This is a genomic window from Sulfuricystis multivorans (assembly GCF_003966565.1).
In the GTDB taxonomy this organism is placed as follows: Bacteria; Pseudomonadota; Gammaproteobacteria; order Burkholderiales; family Rhodocyclaceae; genus Sulfuricystis; species Sulfuricystis multivorans.
The window spans coordinates 1,084,717-1,104,725 of sequence record NZ_AP018718.1 but is presented as its reverse complement, the minus strand read 5'-3'; the positions used below and the strand labels follow the sequence as shown (position 1 = coordinate 1,104,725).

Below are 20,009 nucleotides of genomic sequence, written 5' to 3'. Positions count from 1 at the left end.
ATCGCCGATGCAGACCGGTCCGCGCGAAATCGTCACCCCCTTCCGTCCCATTCCCCTCGAAGTGCCGGAAGGCATGGCGCCGAATGAATTCTTCAACAGCGCCGAGAACCTGGGCGACCTGGTGCACAACAACGGCCTGCTGCAAAACCCGGAAGAGCTGCTCCTGTATCGCAAGGCGCTCGGCCACAGCAACCTGTTCGACACCTCGATCATCTACAACACCTCGCAGAAGATCCTCGATCCGCTCGGCCGGCCGGTGCGCCGCACCCAGGTGCCCAACGCGGTCAAGAACGTCTGGAACCGGATGAACCAGATCATCATCGACTTCATGCTGGAACGCTATCCCGACCCAGAGCGCCATCTCATCCTGGCCGGCGAGGCGAGCCTGGATGCCACCTGGCCGCTCACCTCGCCCGGCGTGCCGTCGATCCGCATGCTGCACAACCATTTCATCGTCTTCGACAAGCAACAGCTGGCAGTGGCGCCTCTGGCAGACCCGAACAATCCGAACCTGACCGACGGCGGCCAGCATTCGCTGTTCCAGGCCCACATGCGCGAGGTCTATCGCGCCTTCTTCGACGCGCTCGATTTCAAGGTATTGAAACCCTGCAACAAAGGCGAATGCCGCCTTCAGCTGACCGGCTATCCGCAGGGCCTGCCGAGCTGGGGTGTGCCGGGCGGCGCCGCGGCGTTGAAGCAAGTGGCGTTCTGGCGCGACTATGACACGCTGCTGAAAGGCTTCCTCGATTTCTATCGCAGCTTCTTCGGTCAGGTCAGCACGCGCAATTCGCCGCCGCCGCGCGATCTCTACTTCCCTGAGCTAGTCGAGGACAAGCTGCTGTTCGACAACGACTTCCTGAAGACCGCGAAGATGGTGCGCGAGCGCTGCATCAAGGATGCCCGCTATGCCAATGCGATCCGCTGGCAGCCGGCCTTCAAGCAGCTCATCTACCGCAACGACCGTGGCGATTTGATCGTCACGATCAGCCAGAACTCGATCGGCAATGCCATCACCGAGCTGCTCGGCGTGGTCGTCAAGCGGGTGCCTGATGCAAAAGCCTATGCCCAAGCCGAGCCGGCACTGCTCGAACAACTCTTCGAGGTGCGCCGGCGGCTGATCGAGGCCGACCTCGGTGAGGGGATAGCCACCACGCAGTGGCCAGCTGACTGACAGCCAAACGAAATTCGGCGCTGGCGGAACGGCATCCCTTACGTTATTTCAACATTGACATAGCGTGAGCCGACCAGTAGCATTCGACGTGTCTTTGATCAGCCTCTCGGAGATCGTCATGAATCGTTTGTCCGCCCTGCTCTTGGCGCTGCTGATGGCCTTTGCCGCGAGCGCTTTCGCCGCCGAATCCCTATTGATCTTCGCCGGCGCCGCCACCGTGCCGCCCACCACCGATGCCGCCAAAGCCTTCGAGAAGAAGACCGGTGTCAAGGTGGACGTGGTGTTCGGCGGCTCGGGTTATGTGCTCTCGCAGATGAAGCTTGCCAAGCAGGGCGATCTTTATTTCCCCGGTTCTTCCGATTACATGGAGCTCGCCAAGCGCGAGGGCTACGTGCTGCCGGAAACGGAGAAGATCATCGTCTATGCGGTGCCGGCCATCACCGTGCAGAAAGGCAATCCCCACCATATCCAGGGCCTCAAGGACTTGCTCAAACCGGGCTTGCGCGTGGCCATCGCCAATCCGGAAGGGGTATGTATCGGCGCCTACGCGGTCGAAATCTTCGAGAAGGAACTCACTAACGCCGAGCGTGAGCAGCTCAAAGCGAACATCAAGAACTACACCGGCTCCTGCGAGCAGACCGCCACGGCGATTTCGCTCAAACTCGCCGACGCGGTGATCGGCTGGCGTGTGTTCCAATATTGGGACCCGGAGCGCATCGAAACCGTCAAGCTACCGGCGGCGCAAATCCAGCGCATCGGCTACATCCCGATCGCGATCAGCAAGTTCAGCAAGAATCGTGAGCTCGCCCAGCGCTTCATCGACTTCGTCACCGGCCCCGAGGGGCAGGCGATCTACGCCAAATACAGCTACTTTGCCGATCCGGAATCCGCCTTCAAGTGGCTGGGCGCCGTCAAGCCGGTGGGCGGCGAATACGTGGTGCCGCAGGAATGGCTCAACCTGCGCACCACGGTCGATCCGAAGAAGGTCGTCAAGCCGTGAGCCCATCCGGCTTGCGCGCCAGCATCATTGCCGCGCTCGTGGTGCTGGCGCTTTATGCCGGGTTGATCGCATCACTCGCCTGGTTTTTCGATGGCCGCCGCTTCGCCGCCACGCTCCTTGCCGATCGCACCCTGTTTTCGGTGCAGTTGTCGCTATTGGCGGCCACGCTCGCCACGGCGCTCGCGCTGCTGCTGGCGATCCCTGCCGCCTATGCGCTGTCGCGCTACCGTTTTCCCGGTCGGGAGGCCGCCGAGACGGTGCTCGAATTCCCGATCATCGTCTCCCCCGCCGCCTTGGGCGCGATCATCCTGATCTTCTTCAACAATCCCGTCGGCGAGTGGATTCAGGAACACGCCGTCTATTTCGTCTTTGGTTTCGCCGGCATCGTGCTGGCGCAATTCGTCACGATCCTTGGACTCGCGGTGCGCATGCTCAAGTCTGCCTTCGACGAGGTGCCAGTGGAACTGGAGACCGTCGCCCGCACGCTGGGCGCATCCACCCGGCATGCCTTCTTCACCGTCACACTGCCATTGGCGAAGAACGGCCTGATCGCCGCGTTCATCCTCACCTGGGCGAAGGCGCTGGGCGAATTCGGCGCGACGCTGATGGTCGCCGGCTCGATGGCGATGCGCACCGAAACCTTGCCGATCGCCATCTTCATGCGCCTGTCCAACGCCGATATCGAAGGTACCGTGGCCTTGATCCTGATCCTCGTCACGATCGGCCTGACCGCCCTGTTCGTCGCCCGACGGCTGCTGGCAGGAGGCGCTCGTGCTTGAGATCGAGAACTTGAGCGCCGCCGCCGGCACGTTCCGGCTCCAGGACGTCTCACTCACCATCGAAAAAGGCCAATGCCATGCAGTGCTCGGGCCGTCCGGCTCCGGCAAGAGCACATTGCTCGCCGCGATCCTCGGCACGCTGCCACCGACCGCTGGTCGCATCGAACTCGCCGGCGCGGACATCACGCATTGGCCGATCGAGCGCCGTCGACTGGGTTATGTGCCGCAGCAGCTGGGGCTTTTTCCGCATCTGTCCGTCCGCGACAATCTGCTCTACGGCGCCCGCGCGTGCCGTCTTCGCCGCGCCGAGTTTCAGCCGCTGTGTGAGCGCCTCATCGAAATCACCGGCATCGGCCACCTGCTTTCCCGCCGCATCGCGACGCTCTCTGGCGGTGAGCGCCAGCGCGTCGCGCTGGTGCGCGCGCTGGTGGCCAACCCACGCCTGGTGCTGCTGGACGAGCCCTTCACGGCATTGAACGAGAGCCTGCGCCGCGAGCTGTGGTGGCTGGTCAAGGACCTGCAGCGCGAGCGCGCCTTGACCGTGCTGCTCGTCACCCACGATCTCGCCGAGGCCTATTTCCTCGCCGACCAGATCACCGTGCTGATCGACGGGATGCCTGCTCAAAGCGGCGAGAAGGCCACCGTCTATCGCCGCCCGCAAAGCCTCGCGGCGGCGCATTTCCTGGGTCTCAAGAACCTCTTTCCGGCACGCCTCATTGCTCCAGGCAAGGCCGAATGTCCGTCGCTCGGCGGGGTGCTGGAGGTTGCCGGAGCAAAGGCGAGCGGAGAAGCGTGGTTGGCGATCCGCGCCGAACATGTCGCGCTGCGCGAACCGGAAGCGCCGCCGCGCCCCGATGAAGCACGACTGGCCGGCCGTTTCGAGGCGGTGGTGGATCTCGGCGAGGCGGCACTGCTGCAATTCCGCACCGAGGCCGGCACGCTGCTCGAAGTGCGCTGCGGCAGCCGCGTGCTGCGCAAGTTCGACTTGCAGCCGGGAGATGCCGGCTTCGTCGGCCTGCCCGCCCGCGATTTGTTCGTCATTGCGAAGTGAGACTCAGCGCCGGCGTCGCAAAGCAACCAGCTTTTGGAGCGCAGCGAGCTCGTCCTGCGCCGCGGCGTTGAGCTTCGTCTCCAGCGCATCGTAAGCCTTGACCAGCGTCTCGCCCAAAGCGGTGAGCCGCGCACCGCCGCCACTTCTACCGCCGATCGCGGTATCGAGCACCGGGGTAGGAAAGCCGCGGTTGAGCGTGTCGATCAGCAGCCACGCGCGTTTGTAGGGCATGCCCAGCGCCCGCGCCGCCGCGCTGATCGAACCCGTCTCGCCGACCTTGCGCAACAGGTCGATCTTGCCGGGGCCGAGCGAAAGCTCTTTGCCCAGATACAGCCGCGGCCGCACCAGCGGACGCAGCGTTTTTGCCGCGCTCATGAACGGCAGCCGCCCTTGCCGGCAAGCTGCACCGGCGGACAGGGCACATCACCATCAGAGCGGAACACGCAGCAGTCGCCGGGTTTGGGTTTCAGCAGCACGTGACAGCCCTCGCATTCGTAGCACCACTGGCGGGCAGCGGCGGGCATGGTTTCCATGGGGAAAGGTCGATTGCAGGATCGGTTCGATGTTCATCGGTGCAACAAAAACGGGAGCATACGCTCCCGTTCGCATTCACGCCGCTGCCGCAGCATTCGGCGCCGGCCCCGTGGTGCTATCGCCGGCGCTGGGCTTCGCAGACGTGGTCGAAGAAGGTTTGGGCGGACGCGGCGGTCGGCCCGCCATGATGTCGTCGATCTGATCGGCGTCGATGGTCTCCCATTCGAGCAAGGCCTTGGCCATCGCCTCGACTTTGTCGCGATTCTCTTCGAGCAGCCGCCGCGCGAGCGCATATTGCTCGTCGATGATGCGGCGAATCTCGGCATCGACCTTCTGCATCGTCGCTTCGGAAACGTTCTTGTGCGTGGTCACCGAGCGACCGAGGAAGATTTCCGCTTCTTCCTCACCATAGACCATCGGGCCGAGGTTCTCGGACATACCCCACTGCGTCACCATGCGGCGCGCCAGATCGGTCGCGCGCTGGAAGTCGTTCGAGGCGCCGGTGGTCATCTGGTGCATGAAGATCTCTTCGGCGAGCCGGCCGCCGAACAGCACGGCAATCGTGTTCAGCAGCCGTTCCTTGTCCTGGCTGTAGCGATCCTCGGTCGGCAGCTGCATCGTCACGCCCAGCGCGCGCCCGCGCGGGATGATCGTCACCTTGTGCACCGGATCGGTCTTCGGCAGCAGCTTCGCGACCACCGCGTGACCCGATTCATGGTAGGCGGTGTTGCGACGCTCCTCCTCGGGCATCACCATCGAGCGGCGCTCGGCGCCCATCATGATCTTGTCCTTGGCGCGCTCGAAATCCTCCATGTCGACGAGCCGCTTGTTGGCACGCGCCGCGAACAGCGCCGCCTCATTCACCAAATTGGCGAGATCGGCGCCGGAAAAGCCCGGTGTGCCGCGCGCCAGCACGGTTGCATCGACATCGGGCGCGAGCGGCACCTTACGCATATGCACCTTGAGGATCTGCTCGCGACCGCGGATATCCGGCAGCGGCACGACCACCTGGCGGTCGAAGCGGCCAGGGCGCAACAGCGCCGGGTCGAGCACGTCGGGACGGTTGGTCGCGGCAATCACGATGATGCCCTGATTCGCTTCGAAGCCGTCCATCTCGACCAGGAGCTGGTTCAAGGTCTGTTCGCGCTCGTCGTTGCCGCCCCCCAGGCCCGCGCCGCGCTGGCGGCCGACCGCGTCGATCTCGTCGATGAAGATGATGCAGGGCGCGGCCTTCTTCGCCTGCTCGAACATGTCGCGCACGCGCGCGGCGCCGACACCGACGAACATCTCGACGAAATCGGAGCCGGAGATCGAAAAGAAAGGCACCTTCGCCTCGCCGGCGATGGCGCGGGCGAGAAGCGTCTTGCCGGTGCCGGGGCTGCCCACCATCAGCACGCCGCGCGGAATGCGGCCACCGAGCTTCTGGAACTTCGACGGATCACGCAGGAAATCGACGAGTTCCGCCACCTCCTCCTTCGCCTCCTCGCAGCCGGCGACATCGGCGAAAGTCACCGTGTTGCTGTTCTCATCGAGGATGCGCGCGCGGCTCTTGCCGAAAGAGAACGCCCCGCCGCGGCCGCCGCCTTGCATCTGGCGCATGAAGAAGATCCACACGCCGATCAAGAGCAGCATCGGGAACCAGGAGACGAAGATATTCATCAGGAAGGATTGCTCTTCCTCCGGCTTGGCGACGATCTTGACATTGTTCTTGAGCAGGTCGGAGACCATCCACAGGTCGGCCGGCGCATAGGTGGTGATCTTCCTTCCCTCGACGGTGGTCGCTTCGAGCGTGCGCCCCTGGATCACCACCTTGGCGATATGCCCCTGCTTCACCTCGTCGAGGAAAGCCGAGTAATCCAGCGTGTTCTGCGGGGACTGGCGAGTATTGAATTGGTTGAACACCGTCATCAACACGACGCCGATGACGAGCCAGATGGCCATGTTTTTGAATAGATTGTTCAAGCGATTGCCTCTCTTTCACACATTTGCGGCCGATTCTATGTCAACCGCTTCTTTCTCGCCAGCAAGTACAGCTCCGCGCTGCGATCCCGCGATGCGGCCGGTTTGCGCGTCGCCAGCGTCTCGAAGATCGCCTGCATCTGTCGCCGCAGCTCCATGAAGCCGGCGCCTTGGAACACTTTGACCAGCAGATCGCCACCGGGTTTCAGATGCTGCTTTGCGAAATCGAGCGTCAGCTCGGCCAAAACCATCACCTGGGCGCTGTCCGTTGCCGCGATACCCGTCATATTGGGCGCCATGTCCGACAATACAAGATCGACCTGCCGCCCAGCCAGCGCCGATTCCAGCCGCGCCAGCACCGCCGCGTCGCGGAAATCGCCCTGGATGAATTCGACTCCCGGTATCGGCTCGAAATCGAGCAGATCGAGCGCGATCAGCCGGCCACCGGGCTGGATGCGTTTGACGGCATACTGGCACCAACTGCCGGGCGTGGCGCCAAGATCGACGACCGTCATGCCGGGCTTGAGCAGCCCGTCCTTCTCGTCGATCTCTTTCAGCTTGAACACCGCGCGCGAGCGCCAACCCTCCTTTTGCGCCTGCTGCACATAGGGGTCATTCACGTGCTGCTGCATCCACGCCTTGCTCTTTTTTTTCTGCTTCGTCGTCCAGCTCATCTAGAATCCGTCCATGATCGAATTATCCCCCACGGAACGCCGCGCCTTGCGCGCCGCCGCGCATCACCTGCAACCGACGGTCGCCATCGCCGGCAATGGGCTCACACCCAATGTCGTCAAAGAGATCGATGTCTCGCTCAAGGCCCACGCGCTGATCAAGGTCAAGCTCCACGGCATCGAACGCGACGACCGCGCCGCCTTGCTCGAGGAAATCTGCGTGACACTCGACTGCGCACCGGTGCAGCACATCGGCAACATCCTCGTCCTCTGGCGTCCGAAGCCAGCCGAGGAAGCCGTTCAGAAACCACGCCGACACAAGCCGACTGCGCCGAAAACCAAGAAGCAGGCTGCCGCAGCGCTCGAAAAACAGCGCCGCTGAAGAAGCACTCGCCTTCAACTGCCCGCACAGGCAGAGGCGAGCTGCCGACTTTCCTCGACCCAGACAGCCAACGCCTCACCCAGCGCTTGAACCGCAGCGCGTGTCGCCCGCACGCCGCCGGCACTGTCTGGCGTAGACGCGGGGCGCGCGATTTCGAACGCCTTGTTGGTGACAAGGCGCTTGCCTTGCAAGAGATTCGCGCGCACCGCCAGCACCACTTCACTGGCCGTGGGCGAGGTAAAGCGCTGTTCGAGCTCGTCGAGCATGATCACGAGTCGGCAGCCACCTGCGCCGCCCGGCTGCGCAGGCAGAATGACCCGATCGAGCCAGCGCTCGAGCAATTCGCCCGGCGGCGCGACCCAGCGGCTTTCGGCAAAACTTTCGCGACGCAGCGGCGTTGCATACTGCAGCCGGTAGAGCTGTGCCGGCGAATCGAGCCACGGCGCCGCCTCGACCTTCACTTGCCGGATCGCAATGCCCCCCGCCGGCCACCGTCCGGCGGGATCGCCGAAATCATGACGCACGATTGGCGCCTCGTGTCGCAGCTGGCCGACGCAGCCGGAGAGCGAAAGAACCAGCACGAGCAGCCACCTTCTCAACTTCTCACTCCTTTCCGGCAGGCGCTGTAAAACCCTGCTCTCCTGGCCCCGGTTGTGGCGCCGGAGGGCCGAACAGCAGCGCCTGCGGCGTGTCGTTGAGCATCTCGATCAGCCGATCGAGGCGGCGTGTCGCGGCGGCGGCCTCATGGATCAGTTTTTCCGCGCCTGGCAGGGTCGTAGTGTCCAGACGCTCGCCGAGCGCCCCGGCCGTCGCCGCCAAGGCGTCGAGGCGCTGCGCCAGGCCGTGCAATGTCGCCACCAGTTGCCGCGCTTCGACGGCGAGCGGCGCAGCCTGCGCTGAGCTCTTGTCGAGCTGCGCCAGCAGCGCATTCAAGTGCGCGAGATTTTCCGGCGACAGCGCGGTCTTGAGTCGCGCCATGACCTCCGGCAGGGCCTTCAGGCTTTCGGAAGACACTGCCAGATTGTCGAGCGTGCGTTGCAGATTGCCCAGATTGCGTTCGTCGAACACCTGGTTGAGGCGCGTGACGAGTTCCGCCAGCTGGCCGGTGATGTCTCCCGCGCGTTGTCCCAGTCTATCGAGCAGCCCCGGCTGAAGCGGCAGGCGCGGCGGCGAAGCCTCGTTCGGTTCGAGCGGCCTGCCCTGCGCTCCACCCTCTTCGAGCATCACGTAGGCGATGCCCGTCACCCCCTGGTAATCGAGGCGGGCCAGCGTCTTGTCGGTCAGCCGGTACTGGCGGCCGAGGACGATCTTGACCAGCAGTTTGGCCGGATCCTCGGGATCGGTGTAGATCTCCTTGACCTTGCCGGCGCGGATGCCGCGGTAACGCACCTGCGCCTCGAGATTCAAGCCGCTGACACTGCCGCGCGTTTCGAGCAAATAGGTATGCGTCTTCTCGCTGCTGTCCGACAGCCACCAGACGGCCAGCGCCGCCGCGACCAGGAAGATCAGCGTAAACAGACCTGCCAGCAGGGCGTGGGCGCGGTTCTCCATCTCGATCAGCGAAATTCGGCAAAAGCATGTCGCCCGCGGGCGGAATGGAAGAAATTATGCACAAAGGGATGGTCGAGGCGCATGATTTCGTCGATCGGCCCATAGGCGATGATTTTCTGCTCTGCCAACACGGCTACGCGGGTCGCGAGCGCGGCGATGGTGTCGAGATCGTGGGTGACGAAGACGACGGTCAGATCGAGCCGATCGCAAAGCGTCTGGATCAGCCGTTCGAAACCTTCGGACAGCTCCGGATCGAGTCCGGCGGTCGGCTCGTCGAGCAACAGCAGTTCCGGTTCGAGCGCCAGCGCGCGCGCCAGCGCGACGCGCTTGATCATCCCGCCGGAGAGCTGGGCCGGCATCAGCTGCGCGACATCCGCGGGCAGCTCGACCATTTCCAGCTTGAGCATCACCAAATCGCGGATCACTGCTTCGTCGAGCGTCTTGAGCTCACGCAACGGAAAGGCGATGTTGGCGAAGACGTCGAGCGCGGAAAACAGCGCGCCTTGCTGGAACAGCACACCGAAGCGCTGCCGTAGCTTGCGCTCGCGCATCACGCCGCCGCCGAACAGCGGTTCGCCGAACAGTCGCACTGCGCCGGTCGTCGGTGTCAAAAGGCCGATCACCTGCCGCAATAGCGTCGTCTTGCCGCTGCCCGAATCCCCCACCAGCGCCACCCGCTCGCCATGCCGGATTTCCAGATCCAGATGGCGATGGATCCAGCGTCCGCCCAGCCGGGTCGACAGATCGTGAATGGCAATCACCGGCGAATCGGAGGGCTGGGTCACAAGGGCATCCCAATGCTGCGGGTCACGATCGCAAACACCGCATCGATCAAGATCACCAGCGTGATCGCGCTGACCACCGAGGCGGTCGTGTTGATGGCAAGGCTTTCGGTGTTGGGTAGCACGCGCAGGCCAAAGTGGCAGGCCACCAGCGCGATCGCCACGCCGAAGGCGATGCCCTTCACCAGCCCGATCCACAGGTTCGCCACTGGCACGGCCTTCGGCAGCGCCTCGAAGAAGAAGCCGTAACCGATGTCCAGCTGCAAGTTCGCCGCGACCATGCCGCCGAGAAGCGCCATGCCTGAGGTCCATAGCACCAAAAGCGGCACGGTCACGGCCAGCGCGACCACCTTCGGAAACACCAGCCGCAGATTGCGCGCAACCCCCATCGCGACGAGCGCGTCGATCTCCTCGGTGACGCGCATCACACCGAGTTGCGCGGTCATCGCCGAACCGGAACGCCCAGCGACCAGTACCGCGACCAGGAGCGGCCCAAGTTCGCGGATGATGCCGAAACCAAGGATATTGACGATGAACATGTCGGCGCCGAGCTGCCTGAGCTGCAGCGCCGAAAGATAGGAAAGCACCACGCCGATCAGGAAGCCGACCAGCGCGGTGACCGGCATCGCCCGCACGCCGCTTTTGTAGATGTTGGCGGAGATTTCGCGCAGCGGCCAATCGCCGGGATGGCGCAGTAGATGGCAAAGATCGAGCACCAGTTGCCCGAGCAGCATGACGAAGTCGCGCAGATGCCACAGCAGCGCAAAGCTCGTCAGGCCGAGCATGACCAGACCATCGAAAGGGCTGGGTCTCGACTTTGCCGCTGGCACCGGCAGGCGCGCAAGACGCGCAAAGATCTCCCGGTGTTCCGGCGCGATCAAAAGCGAGGCGGGCAGACGTCGGCCCCACAGCTGCCAGAGCAGCGCCGCCCCTGCCGAGTCGAGCGCCTCTAGCCCAAGGCAGTTCCAGCGCAGGTCTTTGTGCATCGGCATCGCACGCAGCCGTGTGAACCAAGCGCGACCGGCAGCGACGATGGCGGCAAGACGCCACGCGCCTTCGAGCACGATCTCGTCCTTTCCGTCCTCACCACGGCGCAGCACATAGCCGGGAGTCTCCATCGCGAAAATCAGGCGTGAGGGCGTAACGCGCGCAACTTGAAGCCGATGCCGACGCTCGCCCATTGCGCGACTTCCTCCTCCAGCGCCGCTGCCGTCAAGGGCGACTCGACGAGCCATTCCCGGTCGATGGCCAGTTCGAAGCCCTTACTGCCGAAGCGCACCTGGAGCTCGGGCAAGGGGGCAGCGTCGCGGGCACGATGCAACAGCGCGGCGATGCGCAGACAGAAGATCAACGACCATTCCGGCGCTTCCCGCGGTAGCGGCTGCGCGCGTTCGAGCTTGCCGCGGTGGGCGAGCACCAGGCGCGCCAGCAACGCCTGGTCGCGCCGGGAAAAACCCGGCATGTCGGCATTGGCGAGAATGTAGGCGCTGTGCTTGTGATAGCTCGTGTGCGCCACCGAGACACCCACTTCATGGAGCCTGGCCGCCCAGGCGAGGAACTGTGCCGCCGGCGAAGTCTCGATATCCTCCTGCGGCCGCAATTGCTGATAGAGCTCCAGAGCGGTGGTGGCGACCCGCGCCGCCTGAGCCCGATCCACCTCGTAGCGCTGGATGAAGCGTTTGACGGTCGCCTCGCGCATGTCTTCGTGGTGATAGCGGCCCAAAAGGTCGTAGAGCACGCCAAGACGCAGCGCGCCTTCGGAATAGACCATTTCCTCGAGCCCCAGCTCCTTGAACACCGCCGACATGATCGCCACGCCGCCGGGAAGCACCGGTACACGATCGGGGCGCATACCGGCAAGCCCCGTCTTGGCGGCGTGACCGGCACTGATGAGACGGTGACGCAGGCGTTCGAGCCCCTCCCACGTGATGGTGCCCGCGGCAAAGCCATTGAATTCGAGCAGGTCGCAGATCGCCTTGGCCGTTCCGGACGAGCCGACGGCGAGATCCCAGCCGGTCTCGCGATAAGCATGCACGATGGTCTGCAACTCGCGACGCGCGGCCAGCTCGGCTTCCTTCAGGTTGCGCTTGGTGATGCGGCCGTCGGGGAAGAACCGCTGGCTGTAGCCGACGCAGCCCATGTAGAGCGACTCGAGCAGCAGCGGTTTGATGTTGCGGCCGATGATGAATTCGGTGGAGCCGCCGCCGATGTCGACGACCAGATGGCGGATGCGCTGATTGGGCAAGGCATGCGCGACGCCGAGATAGATCAGGCGTGCCTCCTCGCGACCGGCGATCACCTCGATGGGAAAACCGAGCACCGCCTCGGCCTGGGCGAGGAAAGCAGCAGCATTGCGGGCGACGCGCAGCGTGTTGGTAGCGACGGCACGCACCGCATCGGGCGCGAAGCCGCGCAGGCGCTCGCCGAAACGGGCCAGGGCCGCCAGCCCGCGGCGTTGCGCGGCGGCATCGAGCCATTTGTCTGCAGTCAGGCCGGCGGCGAGACGCACTGGCTCTTTGAGGCTGTCGAGCGGGTAGATCTGGTTGCCGACCACACGCCCCACCTGCAGGCGAAAACTATTGGAGCCCAAGTCGACGGCGGCGACGTGTTCATGTATCACGGCAGAGGTTCCCGTCTCTCCATGTGCAGTGCGGCAATTCTAGCAGCCGAAAATCGGCGCTGGCGCAACGGCACAGCGCCGTGTCATACTTGCGGCACATCGACCATCGCCCCACAGCCCCACACTTTGCCATGACCACGCATTCTGCTGCAACGCCGGCCTTCCCGGCGGACCACTTCCTCAACCGCGAGCTGTCCCTGCTCGCCTTCAATCGTCGCGTGTTGGCCCAGGCGGCCGACACGCGCGTCCCCCTGCTCGAACGCCTGCGTTTCCTGTGCATCGTCTCGTCCAATCTCGATGAATTTTTCGAGATCCGCGTCGCCGGCATCAAGGAACAGATCAAACTGAAGAGCAACATCGTCGGCGCCGATGGGCGCACGCCACAGGAGGTGTTTCGGCTCGTCACGCGCGAAGCGCATCGGCTCATCGAGGAGCAATACGCGCTACTCAACCAGGTGATCCTGCCAGCGTTGCGAAAAGAAGGCATCTGCTTCTTTCGGCGTTCGGAATGGACCGAAGCGCAGGAAGCCTGGATCCACGACTACTTCCGCCGCGAAGTGATGCCGGTACTCACCCCGATCGGGCTGGATCCGGCGCACCCCTTCCCGCGCGTGCTCAACAAGAGCCTCAACTTCGCGGTCGAGCTCGAAGGCACGGACGCCTTCGGGCGCGCCGGCGGCGCCGCGATCGTCCAGGCACCCAGGGCGCTGCCGCGCGTGATCCAACTGCCGCGCGAGCTCACCGGCATCGATTACGGCTTCATCTTCCTTTCCTCGGTGATGCACCGCTATGTCGGTGAACTGTTCGCCGGCATGAACGTGCTCGGCTGTTACCAGTTCCGCGTCACCCGCAATTCCGACCTGTTCGTCGATGAGGAAGAGGTCAAGAACCTGCGCACCGCACTGCAGGGTGAGCTGCCGCAGCGCCATTTCGGTGATGCGGTGCGGCTCGAAGTGCCGGACAACTGCTCCCCCATGATGGTCGACTTCCTGCTCCAGCAATTCGGCCTCGGACGCGACGATCTCTACCAGGTGCACGGCATCGTCAATCTGGTGCGGCTGATCTCGGTGCCGGATCGCGTCGACCGTCCCGACCTCAAGTTCAAACCCTTCCAACCCGGTCTGCCGAAACCGCTTTCCGGCCACCAGGACATGTTCGCCGCGATCCGCAAGGGTGACATCCTGCTACATCACCCTTATCAGTCATTCACGCCGGTGATCGACTTTTTGCAGCAGGCGGCGGACGACCCACAGGTGGTGGCGATCAAGATGACCGTCTATCGCACCGGCACCGATTCGGTGCTGATGGAGCACCTGCTGCGCGCCGCCCAGAAGGGCAAGGAAGTCACCGTCGTCGTCGAGCTGATGGCACGATTCGACGAGGAGGCGAATCTATCGATCGCCGCGCGGCTCGAAGAAGTCGGCGCCCATGTCGTCTATGGCGTGTTCGGCTACAAGACGCATGCCAAGATGATGTTGGTGCTGCGGCGCGAAGACCAGGGTTACCGCCGCTACGTGCATCTGGGCACCGGCAACTACCATCCGCGCACGACTCGCTTCTATACCGACTTCGGCCTGCTGAGCTGTCACGACGAAATCACCGCCGACGTCAACGAAATTTTCAAGCAGCTCACCGGACTGGGCAAGGCGGTCGAGCTCAAGCACCTCTGGCAGGCGCCTTTCACGCTGCACGACAACATGCTGGCTGCGATCCGGGAAGAGACGAAGATCGCCAAGGCGGGAGGCAAGGCGCAAATCATCGCCAAGATGAACGCCCTGCTCGAACCGCAGGTCATCGAGGCGCTCTATGCCGCGAGCCAGGCCGGCGTGAAGATCGATCTGATCGTGCGCGGCGTCTGTTGCCTGCGGCCGGGCGTGCCGGGACTTTCGGAGAACATCCGCGTGCGCTCGGTGATCGGCCGCTTCCTCGAACACCACCGCATCTTCTATTTCCATGCCGACGGCGCCGAGCGGCTCTATCTGGGCAGTGCCGACTGGATGGAGCGCAACTTCTTTCGGCGCATCGAAGTCTGCTTCCCGGTGCTCGATCCGAAACTCAAGCGGCGCGTAATCCGTGAAGGCTTGCGCGCCTATCTGGCCGACAACTGCCAGGCCTGGGACATGGACAGTGACGGCGACTACCGCGTCCGTCCTTCGCGGCGCGTGCGCACCTGCGCTCAGGAGCTGTTGCTCGGCGAGCTGGCCGAAAGATGAGATTCCCGTTCCGGCCGCAGGGTTGTTGTCCGCCCACCGACGCGCGATAATCCGTAGCTGCCGTCGTGCCACGGTGCGCGCGCGGCACAGTCGGGACATCATGACCAGCTATCTCTTCATCATCCTCGGCGCGGTTCTCGTCAACAACGTCGTCTTCGTGCGCATCCTCGGCCTGTGCCCCTTCATGGGCGTGTCGAGGAAGCTGGAAACCGCGCTTGGCATGGGCGCCGCCACCACCTTCGTGCTGACGCTCGCCTGCGGCACCAGCTATGTGATCGACCGCTGGTTGCTCGCGCCCTATGACCTGTTCTATCTGCGCACCCTCTCGTTCATCGTCACCATCGCGGCGATCGTGCAGCTGACCGAACTGGTGATCCAGAAAACGAGTCCCTTGCTGCACCAGGTGCTCGGCATCTACCTACCGCTGATCACCACCAACTGCGCGGTCTTGGGCATCCCGCTGCTCAACATCGGTTTGAAGCACAACCTCGTCGAATCGCTGCTGTTCGGTTTCGGCTCCGCGCTCGGTTTTTCGCTGGCGCTGGTGATCTTCGCCGGCCTGCGCGAACGTCTCGAGGGTGCGGACGTGCCGGTGTATTTCCGTGGCACTGCGATCGCGATGATCACCGCCGGCATCATGAGCCTGGCCTTCATGGGTTTCGCTGGACTGGACAAATACAAGTAAATAAATGTTTGCAGCGATCCTGGTCATGGCTTTGGGCGCCATCGTGCTCGGTGCAGCACTCGGTTTCGCCGCGGTGCGCTTCAAGGTCGAGGGCGATCCGCTGGTCGAGAAGATCGATGCGATCCTGCCGCAGACGCAATGCGGCCAATGCGGTTATCCCGGCTGCAAGCCCTACGCCGAAGCCATCGCCAAGGGCGAGGCCGACATCAATCAGTGCCCACCCGGCGGCGAGGAAGGCATCCGCAAGCTTGCCGATCTGCTCGGCCGCGAATTCAAGCCGCTCTCGGCCGAGCATGGCATCGAGAAACCGAAGAGCGTCGCGGTCATCGACGAAAACTTGTGCATCGGCTGCACGCTGTGCATCCAGGCCTGTCCGGTCGATGCGATCGTCGGCGCCGCGAAGCAGATGCACACGGTGATTGCCGCGCAATGCACCGGCTGCGAGCTGTGCGTGCCGCCCTGCCCGGTCAATTGCATCCACATGCAACCGCTGCCGGAAACGCTCGACACCTGGAAGTGGAAATATCCGGTGTATCAGCTTCAGCCTGTCAGGACGATGATTCACCATGCTTGAGCTGTTTCGCTTTCCCGGCGGCATCAAACCAGACGCCCACAAGGAAGAATCGGCGCGCACGCCGATCGCGCCGGCTCCGTTGCCGCCGCTCTTGGTCGTGCCGTTTCGACAGAGCGCGACCGGTGGCGTCGATATCCGTGTCAAGGTTGGCGAACGCGTGCTCAAAGGCCAATGCATCGGCAGCGCGGAAGGACCTTTTGGCACCTGCGTGCATGCACCGACCTCCGGCACCGTGATCGGCATCGAATCGCGCACGCTGCCGCACCCTTCGGCACTGGCGGCACCCTGCGCGATCATCGAAGCGGATGGTGAAGATGCGTGGCGTGAGCGCGTGCCGCTCGAGCCGTTCTCTACCGATCCCGCCAAGCTGCGCACGCGCATCCGCGAAGCCGGCATCGTCGGTCTGGGCGGCGCGGTGTTTCCCAGTCACGTCAAAATGAACGCGCACATCGAGACGCTGGTGATCAATGGCGCCGAATGCGAACCCTGGATCACCTGCGATGACCGCCTGATGCGCGAACGCGCGCCGACGATCGTCGCCGGCGCGGCGATCATCCGCCACCTGATGGGCGCGAAACGCATCCTGTTCGGCATCGAGGACAACAAGCCCGATGCCGCGGCGGCGATGCGCGCTGCCGTCGAGGCTGCGGGCGGAAAAGATATGCAGGTGATCCCCGTGCCGACGCGTTATCCGGCCGGCGGCGAGAAACAGATGATCCGCGTGCTGACCGGCATCGAAATCCCCTATGGCAAACTGGGCCCGGATTTCGGCGTGCAATGTTTCAATGTTGGCACCGCTCATGCCGTGGCGCGTGCGGTACTGCACGACGAACCGCTGATCTGTCGCATCGTGACCCTCGCCGGCAATTACGCCCGGCCAGGCAATGTCGAGGCGCGCATCGGCACGCCGATCGATGCCTTACTCGCGCTTGGCGAACCCAAACCGGACACCGATCGCATCGTGATGGGCGGGCCGATGATGGGCTTCGTGCTGCCGGAGTCTTCATTGCCGGTAGTCAAGGCGACCAACTGCCTATTGGCGATGAGCCCGGCCCTGTTCCCGCCTCCGCCGCCGGAAATGCCCTGTATCCGTTGCGGCGCCTGCACGCGTGCCTGCCCGATGATCCTTCAGCCGCACGAGCTCTACTGGTATGCCCGGTCGAAGAATTTCGGCAAGGCGCAGGAATACCATCTGTTCGATTGCATCGAATGCGGCTGTTGCGCCTATGTCTGTCCCTCACACATCCCGCTGGTCGATTACTACCGTTTCGCGAAATCGGAAATCCGTGCCCGCGAACGGGAAAAGGCCGCCGCCGACCGGGCCCGCGAACGCTACGAATTCCGCAAGTTCCGCGAGGAACGCGAAAAGGCCGAGAAGGCCGCGCGGCTCGCCGCCAAGGCCGCCGAGACCAAGGCCAAGCTCGCCCAGGAAGGCGCCGCAGCGGTGATCGCCGCCGCGCAAAGCCGTGCGCATCCCGAAGGAAAGGACGAAGCCTGATGGCCTACGCCCCCCACATCTCCCAGGACGTCAGTGTGCGCGTCGTGATGCTCAAGGTGCTGATCGCGCTCTTGCCCGGCATCTTTGCCTATGTCTGGTTCTTCGGCCCGGCGATCCTGGTGCAGATTCTGCTGGCCTCGGTGACCGCGCTGAGCGCCGAGGCGCTGATGCTCAAATTGCGCGGCAAGCCGGTGCTGCTGTTCGTCACCGATGGTAGTGCACTGGTCACCGCCTGGCTCGTGGCGCTGACCTTTCCGCCGATCGTGCCGTGGTGGCTGACGGTCACCGGTGTGCTGATCGCCATCCTCGTCGTCAAACATCTCTATGGGGGCCTCGGCCAAAATCCGTTCAATCCGGCGATGGTCGCCTTCTGCGCGATGATCGTCGCCTATCCGCAACTGATGTCGCAATGGCCACGGGCGGAAATGAACACCTTCGAGCCGATGCTGCGGGCAATCTTCGCCAGCGACCGTCAACTCGACGCAATCGTGATGGCCACACCGCTCGATGCACTGCGCACCATCCTGCGCGACCCAGAGCAACGTGCCACCATCGCCGGCATCCTGGGTTCTCACGCCACTTTCGGCAACATCGGCGGGCGCGGTTGGGAATGGGTGGCTGCCGGCTACCTGGTCGGCGGTCTATGGCTGCTCAAACAGCGCATCATCACCTGGCACGTGCCGGTCGCCTTCGCCGTCACACTCGCTCTGGTCGCTACGACTTTCAACATCGCCAACCCGGACCGTTTCGTCGGCGCCAATTTCCATCTATTCACCGGCGGCGCGATGCTCGGCGCCTTCTTCATCGCCACCGACCCGGTCTCGGGCAGCACCACACCGCTCGGCAAGATCATCTTCGCCGCCGGCGCCGCACTGCTGACCTGGATCATCCGCAGCTTCGGCGCCTACCCCGACGGGATGGCCTTTGCCATTCTCCTCATGAACCTGTTCGTACCGCTGATCGACATGCTCACCCAGCCGAAAGTCTTCGGCCACCGCAGGAAGTCCGAGAGATGAGCGAAACCGCTGCACCCGCCGCCACACCCTCAGGGCCGCCGCCCGCCGCCGCGCCGCGTATCGCATTGCGCACGGCAGCGATCATGCTGGCATTCACACTGGTGTTTACCAGCCTGATGGCCGGGGTCTACCAGTTCACCCAGCCGATCCTCCTGGCCAGCGCGGCCGACGCCAAACGCCGGCTGATCAATGAAGTCCTGCCGCCAGAAGACTACGACAACAATCTCCTCGCCGATGCTCTGGAGTTACCCCCGATCGTCGAGCTGGGCACGACCGAAGTCACCCGACTCTACCGCGCGCGCAAACATGGCGAGCCCGCCGCGCTGGTGTTCGAAGCCGTCGCACCGGACGGCTATTCCGGACGCGTCGGACTGATCCTCGCCGTGCGCACGGATGGCCGACTCGCCGCGGTGCGCGTGACACAACACAAGGAAACGCCAGGGTTGGGCGATTACATCGATCCGAAGAAAGACAAAAACAAGGCTCGACCCTGGATCACCCAGTTCGACGGACGCAGTCTCATCGATCCGCCGGCCGCTCGATGGCGTGTCAAGAAGGATGGTGGCGTGTTCGAGCAGCGCGCCGGCGCGACGATCTCGGCACGCGCCGTCATTCACGCCACTGCGCGGGCACTCGCCTGGGCGACCGCCAATGCCGAGCGGCTCTACACCCTGCCTGCCGGCTCGACTTACCAGGAGAAAGGCCCATGAGCGTCTATCGCGAGATCACCCACAACGGCCTATGGAAGCAGAACGCCATCCTGGCGCAGCTGTTGGGGCTGTGCCCGCTGCTCGCCGTCAGCAGCTCGATGGTCAATGCCGTCAGCCTCGGCCTGGCGACCATCCTGGTGATGAGTCTGTCGAGCTTCGCCGTCTCTCTGCTGCGTGGTTTCATTCCCTACGAGATCCGCATCCCGGTGTTCATCCTCATCATCGCCTCGCTGGTGACGGTGGTGGATCTGCTGTTCAACGCCTATCTGCATGATCTCTATCTGGTCCTCGGCATCTTCATCCCACTGATCGTCACCAACTGCATCGTGCTGGCACGTGTCGAAGCCTTCGCCGCCAAAAATTCCACCTGGCTGGCCGCCTTCGACGGCGCAGCGATGGGGGTGGGTTTCGTCTGGGTGATCGGTCTGTTGGGCGCGATCCGGGAATTCATTGGCCAAGGCACGCTGTTCTCCGGCATCGAGATGATCATTCCGAGCGCCCATGCCTTGCAGATACTTCCAGAGGACTATCCCGGCTTCCTGATCGCGATTCTGCCGCCCGGCGCCTTCTTCGTGCTGGGCCTGATGATCGCTGCGCGCAACTGGCTCGACCATCGCGCCAACGAACGCGCCAAGGCACGGTTGCGCGCACAGCAAATCCTGCAAATAGCGCCATGATTCGGCACGATCGGATGGCAGCGGAGCAGCGCATTTATCCCGGATTGTCCATTAGACCGTCCTGTCACCGAATGGGCGAGAGCAAGCCTTGTGATCTTGGACTGCGCGGGCGCGCATCATCTGCAGGCGGGCCCTA

General features: G+C 63.8%; 21 protein-coding genes. 12 read left to right on the top strand and 9 right to left on the bottom strand.

What is annotated here, in order from left to right:
• Positions 1–7: 7 nt before the first annotated feature.
• The 4 genes from EL335_RS05510 (at position 8) to EL335_RS05495 (ending at position 4,001) form a co-directional block, all read left to right on the top strand.
• Positions 8–1,171, top strand: a complete 1,164-nt coding sequence (locus EL335_RS05510; RefSeq protein ID WP_126444874.1) for a hypothetical protein — start codon at positions 8–10, stop codon at positions 1,169–1,171.
• Positions 1,172–1,289: 118 nt separating this feature from the next.
• A complete protein-coding gene (gene modA, locus EL335_RS05505) occupies positions 1,290–2,171 on the top strand; it encodes a molybdate ABC transporter substrate-binding protein (RefSeq protein ID WP_126444872.1) in 882 nt (293 codons plus the stop codon).
• Positions 2,168–2,950 (top strand): molybdate ABC transporter permease subunit, encoded by a 783-nt coding sequence (locus EL335_RS05500; protein WP_284155463.1) that lies wholly within the window; start codon positions 2,168–2,170, stop codon positions 2,948–2,950. Before modA ends, EL335_RS05500 begins: the two co-directional genes overlap by 4 nt.
• Positions 2,943–4,001, top strand: coding sequence for an ABC transporter ATP-binding protein (locus EL335_RS05495; protein WP_126444868.1), 1,059 nt, complete (start codon positions 2,943–2,945; stop codon positions 3,999–4,001). Before EL335_RS05500 ends, EL335_RS05495 begins: the two co-directional genes overlap by 8 nt.
• A gap of 3 nt (positions 4,002–4,004) precedes the next feature.
• Here EL335_RS05495 and EL335_RS05490 read toward each other — a convergent pair whose 3' ends face one another.
• The 4 genes from EL335_RS05490 to EL335_RS05480 form a co-directional block, all read right to left on the bottom strand.
• Positions 4,005–4,376 (bottom strand): winged helix-turn-helix domain-containing protein, encoded by a 372-nt coding sequence (locus tag EL335_RS05490; RefSeq protein WP_126444866.1) that lies wholly within the window; start codon positions 4,374–4,376, stop codon positions 4,005–4,007.
• Complete coding sequence (locus EL335_RS14325; protein WP_172599969.1) at positions 4,373–4,525, bottom strand: GDCCVxC domain-containing (seleno)protein; 153 nt, start codon at positions 4,523–4,525, stop codon at positions 4,373–4,375. Before EL335_RS14325 ends, EL335_RS05490 begins: the two co-directional genes overlap by 4 nt.
• A gap of 85 nt (positions 4,526–4,610) precedes the next feature.
• Positions 4,611–6,497, bottom strand: coding sequence for an ATP-dependent zinc metalloprotease FtsH (gene ftsH / locus EL335_RS05485; protein ID WP_126444864.1), 1,887 nt, complete (start codon positions 6,495–6,497; stop codon positions 4,611–4,613).
• Between the two features lie 35 nt (positions 6,498–6,532).
• Complete coding sequence (locus EL335_RS05480; RefSeq protein WP_126444862.1) at positions 6,533–7,168, bottom strand: RlmE family RNA methyltransferase; 636 nt, start codon at positions 7,166–7,168, stop codon at positions 6,533–6,535.
• Positions 7,169–7,181: 13 nt separating this feature from the next.
• Here EL335_RS05480 and EL335_RS05475 point away from each other — a divergent pair, with 13 nt between their 5' ends.
• A complete protein-coding gene (locus EL335_RS05475; protein WP_126444860.1) occupies positions 7,182–7,547 on the top strand; it encodes a YhbY family RNA-binding protein in 366 nt (121 codons plus the stop codon).
• A gap of 14 nt (positions 7,548–7,561) precedes the next feature.
• Here EL335_RS05475 and EL335_RS05470 read toward each other — a convergent pair whose 3' ends face one another.
• The 5 genes from EL335_RS05470 to ppx are packed head-to-tail and all read right to left on the bottom strand — an operon-like array spanning position 7,562 to position 12,500.
• On the bottom strand, positions 7,562–8,146 hold the full coding sequence (locus tag EL335_RS05470) for an ABC-type transport auxiliary lipoprotein family protein (RefSeq protein WP_172600041.1): 585 nt from the start codon (positions 8,144–8,146) through the stop codon (positions 7,562–7,564).
• A 4-nt stretch (positions 8,147–8,150) separates the two neighbouring features.
• Positions 8,151–9,098, bottom strand: coding sequence for an MlaD family protein (locus EL335_RS05465; RefSeq protein ID WP_126444856.1), 948 nt, complete (start codon positions 9,096–9,098; stop codon positions 8,151–8,153).
• 5 nt (positions 9,099–9,103) lie between these two features.
• On the bottom strand, positions 9,104–9,883 hold the full coding sequence (locus tag EL335_RS05460) for an ABC transporter ATP-binding protein (protein WP_126444854.1): 780 nt from the start codon (positions 9,881–9,883) through the stop codon (positions 9,104–9,106).
• Positions 9,880–10,998: an MlaE family ABC transporter permease gene (locus EL335_RS05455; RefSeq protein ID WP_126444852.1), complete on the bottom strand. Its 1,119-nt coding sequence runs from the start codon at positions 10,996–10,998 to the stop codon at positions 9,880–9,882. Before EL335_RS05455 ends, EL335_RS05460 begins: the two co-directional genes overlap by 4 nt.
• A gap of 8 nt (positions 10,999–11,006) precedes the next feature.
• Positions 11,007–12,500 carry an exopolyphosphatase gene (gene ppx / locus EL335_RS05450; RefSeq protein ID WP_126444850.1) on the bottom strand — a complete coding sequence of 498 codons (1,494 nt, stop codon included), beginning with the start codon at positions 12,498–12,500 and terminating at the stop codon, positions 11,007–11,009.
• A 131-nt stretch (positions 12,501–12,631) separates the two neighbouring features.
• On the opposite strand from ppx, the gene ppk1 reads away from it, so the two are divergent.
• From ppk1 to EL335_RS05415, 7 genes are all read left to right on the top strand, one after another.
• Positions 12,632–14,713, top strand: a complete 2,082-nt coding sequence (ppk1, locus tag EL335_RS05445) for a polyphosphate kinase 1 (protein WP_126444848.1) — start codon at positions 12,632–12,634, stop codon at positions 14,711–14,713.
• A gap of 100 nt (positions 14,714–14,813) precedes the next feature.
• Positions 14,814–15,398: an electron transport complex subunit RsxA gene (rsxA, locus tag EL335_RS05440; RefSeq protein WP_126444846.1), complete on the top strand. Its 585-nt coding sequence runs from the start codon at positions 14,814–14,816 to the stop codon at positions 15,396–15,398.
• 4 nt (positions 15,399–15,402) lie between these two features.
• Positions 15,403–15,972, top strand: coding sequence for an electron transport complex subunit RsxB (gene rsxB, locus EL335_RS05435; RefSeq protein WP_126444844.1), 570 nt, complete (start codon positions 15,403–15,405; stop codon positions 15,970–15,972).
• The gene (gene rsxC, locus EL335_RS05430) at positions 15,965–17,470 is read left to right on the top strand and encodes an electron transport complex subunit RsxC (protein ID WP_126444842.1); all 1,506 of its coding nucleotides are present in this window, start codon (positions 15,965–15,967) and stop codon (positions 17,468–17,470) included. Before rsxB ends, rsxC begins: the two co-directional genes overlap by 8 nt.
• Positions 17,470–18,486 carry an RnfABCDGE type electron transport complex subunit D gene (locus EL335_RS05425; RefSeq protein ID WP_126444840.1) on the top strand — a complete coding sequence of 339 codons (1,017 nt, stop codon included), beginning with the start codon at positions 17,470–17,472 and terminating at the stop codon, positions 18,484–18,486. The genes rsxC and EL335_RS05425 overlap by 1 nt, the downstream gene beginning before the upstream one ends.
• Positions 18,483–19,196, top strand: a complete 714-nt coding sequence (rsxG, locus tag EL335_RS05420) for an electron transport complex subunit RsxG (RefSeq protein WP_126444838.1) — start codon at positions 18,483–18,485, stop codon at positions 19,194–19,196. Before EL335_RS05425 ends, rsxG begins: the two co-directional genes overlap by 4 nt.
• On the top strand, positions 19,193–19,873 hold the full coding sequence (locus tag EL335_RS05415; protein WP_126444836.1) for an electron transport complex subunit E: 681 nt from the start codon (positions 19,193–19,195) through the stop codon (positions 19,871–19,873). The genes rsxG and EL335_RS05415 overlap by 4 nt, the downstream gene beginning before the upstream one ends.
• Positions 19,874–20,009 lie beyond the last annotated feature (136 nt).

Bases quoted from the DNA above. Each gene is read 5' to 3' on its own strand.
- modA (WP_126444872.1), top strand. From the start codon at position 1,290: ATGAATCGTTTGTCCGCCCTGCTCTTGGCGCTGCTGATGGCCTTTGCC.
- rsxC (WP_126444842.1), top strand. From the start codon at position 15,965: ATGCTTGAGCTGTTTCGCTTTCCCGGCGGCATCAAACCAGACGCCCAC.
- EL335_RS05475 (WP_126444860.1), top strand. From the start codon at position 7,182: ATGATCGAATTATCCCCCACGGAACGCCGCGCCTTGCGCGCCGCCGCG.
- EL335_RS05490 (WP_126444866.1), bottom strand. From the start codon at position 4,376: ATGAGCGCGGCAAAAACGCTGCGTCCGCTGGTGCGGCCGCGGCTGTAT.
- EL335_RS05455 (WP_126444852.1), bottom strand. From the start codon at position 10,998: ATGGAGACTCCCGGCTATGTGCTGCGCCGTGGTGAGGACGGAAAGGAC.
- EL335_RS05480 (WP_126444862.1), bottom strand. From the start codon at position 7,168: ATGAGCTGGACGACGAAGCAGAAAAAAAAGAGCAAGGCGTGGATGCAG.
- rsxG (WP_126444838.1), top strand. From the start codon at position 18,483: ATGAGCGAAACCGCTGCACCCGCCGCCACACCCTCAGGGCCGCCGCCC.
- EL335_RS05415 (WP_126444836.1), top strand. From the start codon at position 19,193: ATGAGCGTCTATCGCGAGATCACCCACAACGGCCTATGGAAGCAGAAC.
- ppk1 (WP_126444848.1), top strand. From the start codon at position 12,632: ATGACCACGCATTCTGCTGCAACGCCGGCCTTCCCGGCGGACCACTTC.
- EL335_RS14325 (WP_172599969.1), bottom strand. From the start codon at position 4,525: ATGCCCGCCGCTGCCCGCCAGTGGTGCTACGAATGCGAGGGCTGTCAC.
- EL335_RS05425 (WP_126444840.1), top strand. From the start codon at position 17,470: ATGGCCTACGCCCCCCACATCTCCCAGGACGTCAGTGTGCGCGTCGTG.
- rsxB (WP_126444844.1), top strand. From the start codon at position 15,403: ATGTTTGCAGCGATCCTGGTCATGGCTTTGGGCGCCATCGTGCTCGGT.
- EL335_RS05510 (WP_126444874.1), top strand. From the start codon at position 8: ATGCAGACCGGTCCGCGCGAAATCGTCACCCCCTTCCGTCCCATTCCC.
- EL335_RS05465 (WP_126444856.1), bottom strand. From the start codon at position 9,098: ATGGAGAACCGCGCCCACGCCCTGCTGGCAGGTCTGTTTACGCTGATC.
- rsxA (WP_126444846.1), top strand. From the start codon at position 14,814: ATGACCAGCTATCTCTTCATCATCCTCGGCGCGGTTCTCGTCAACAAC.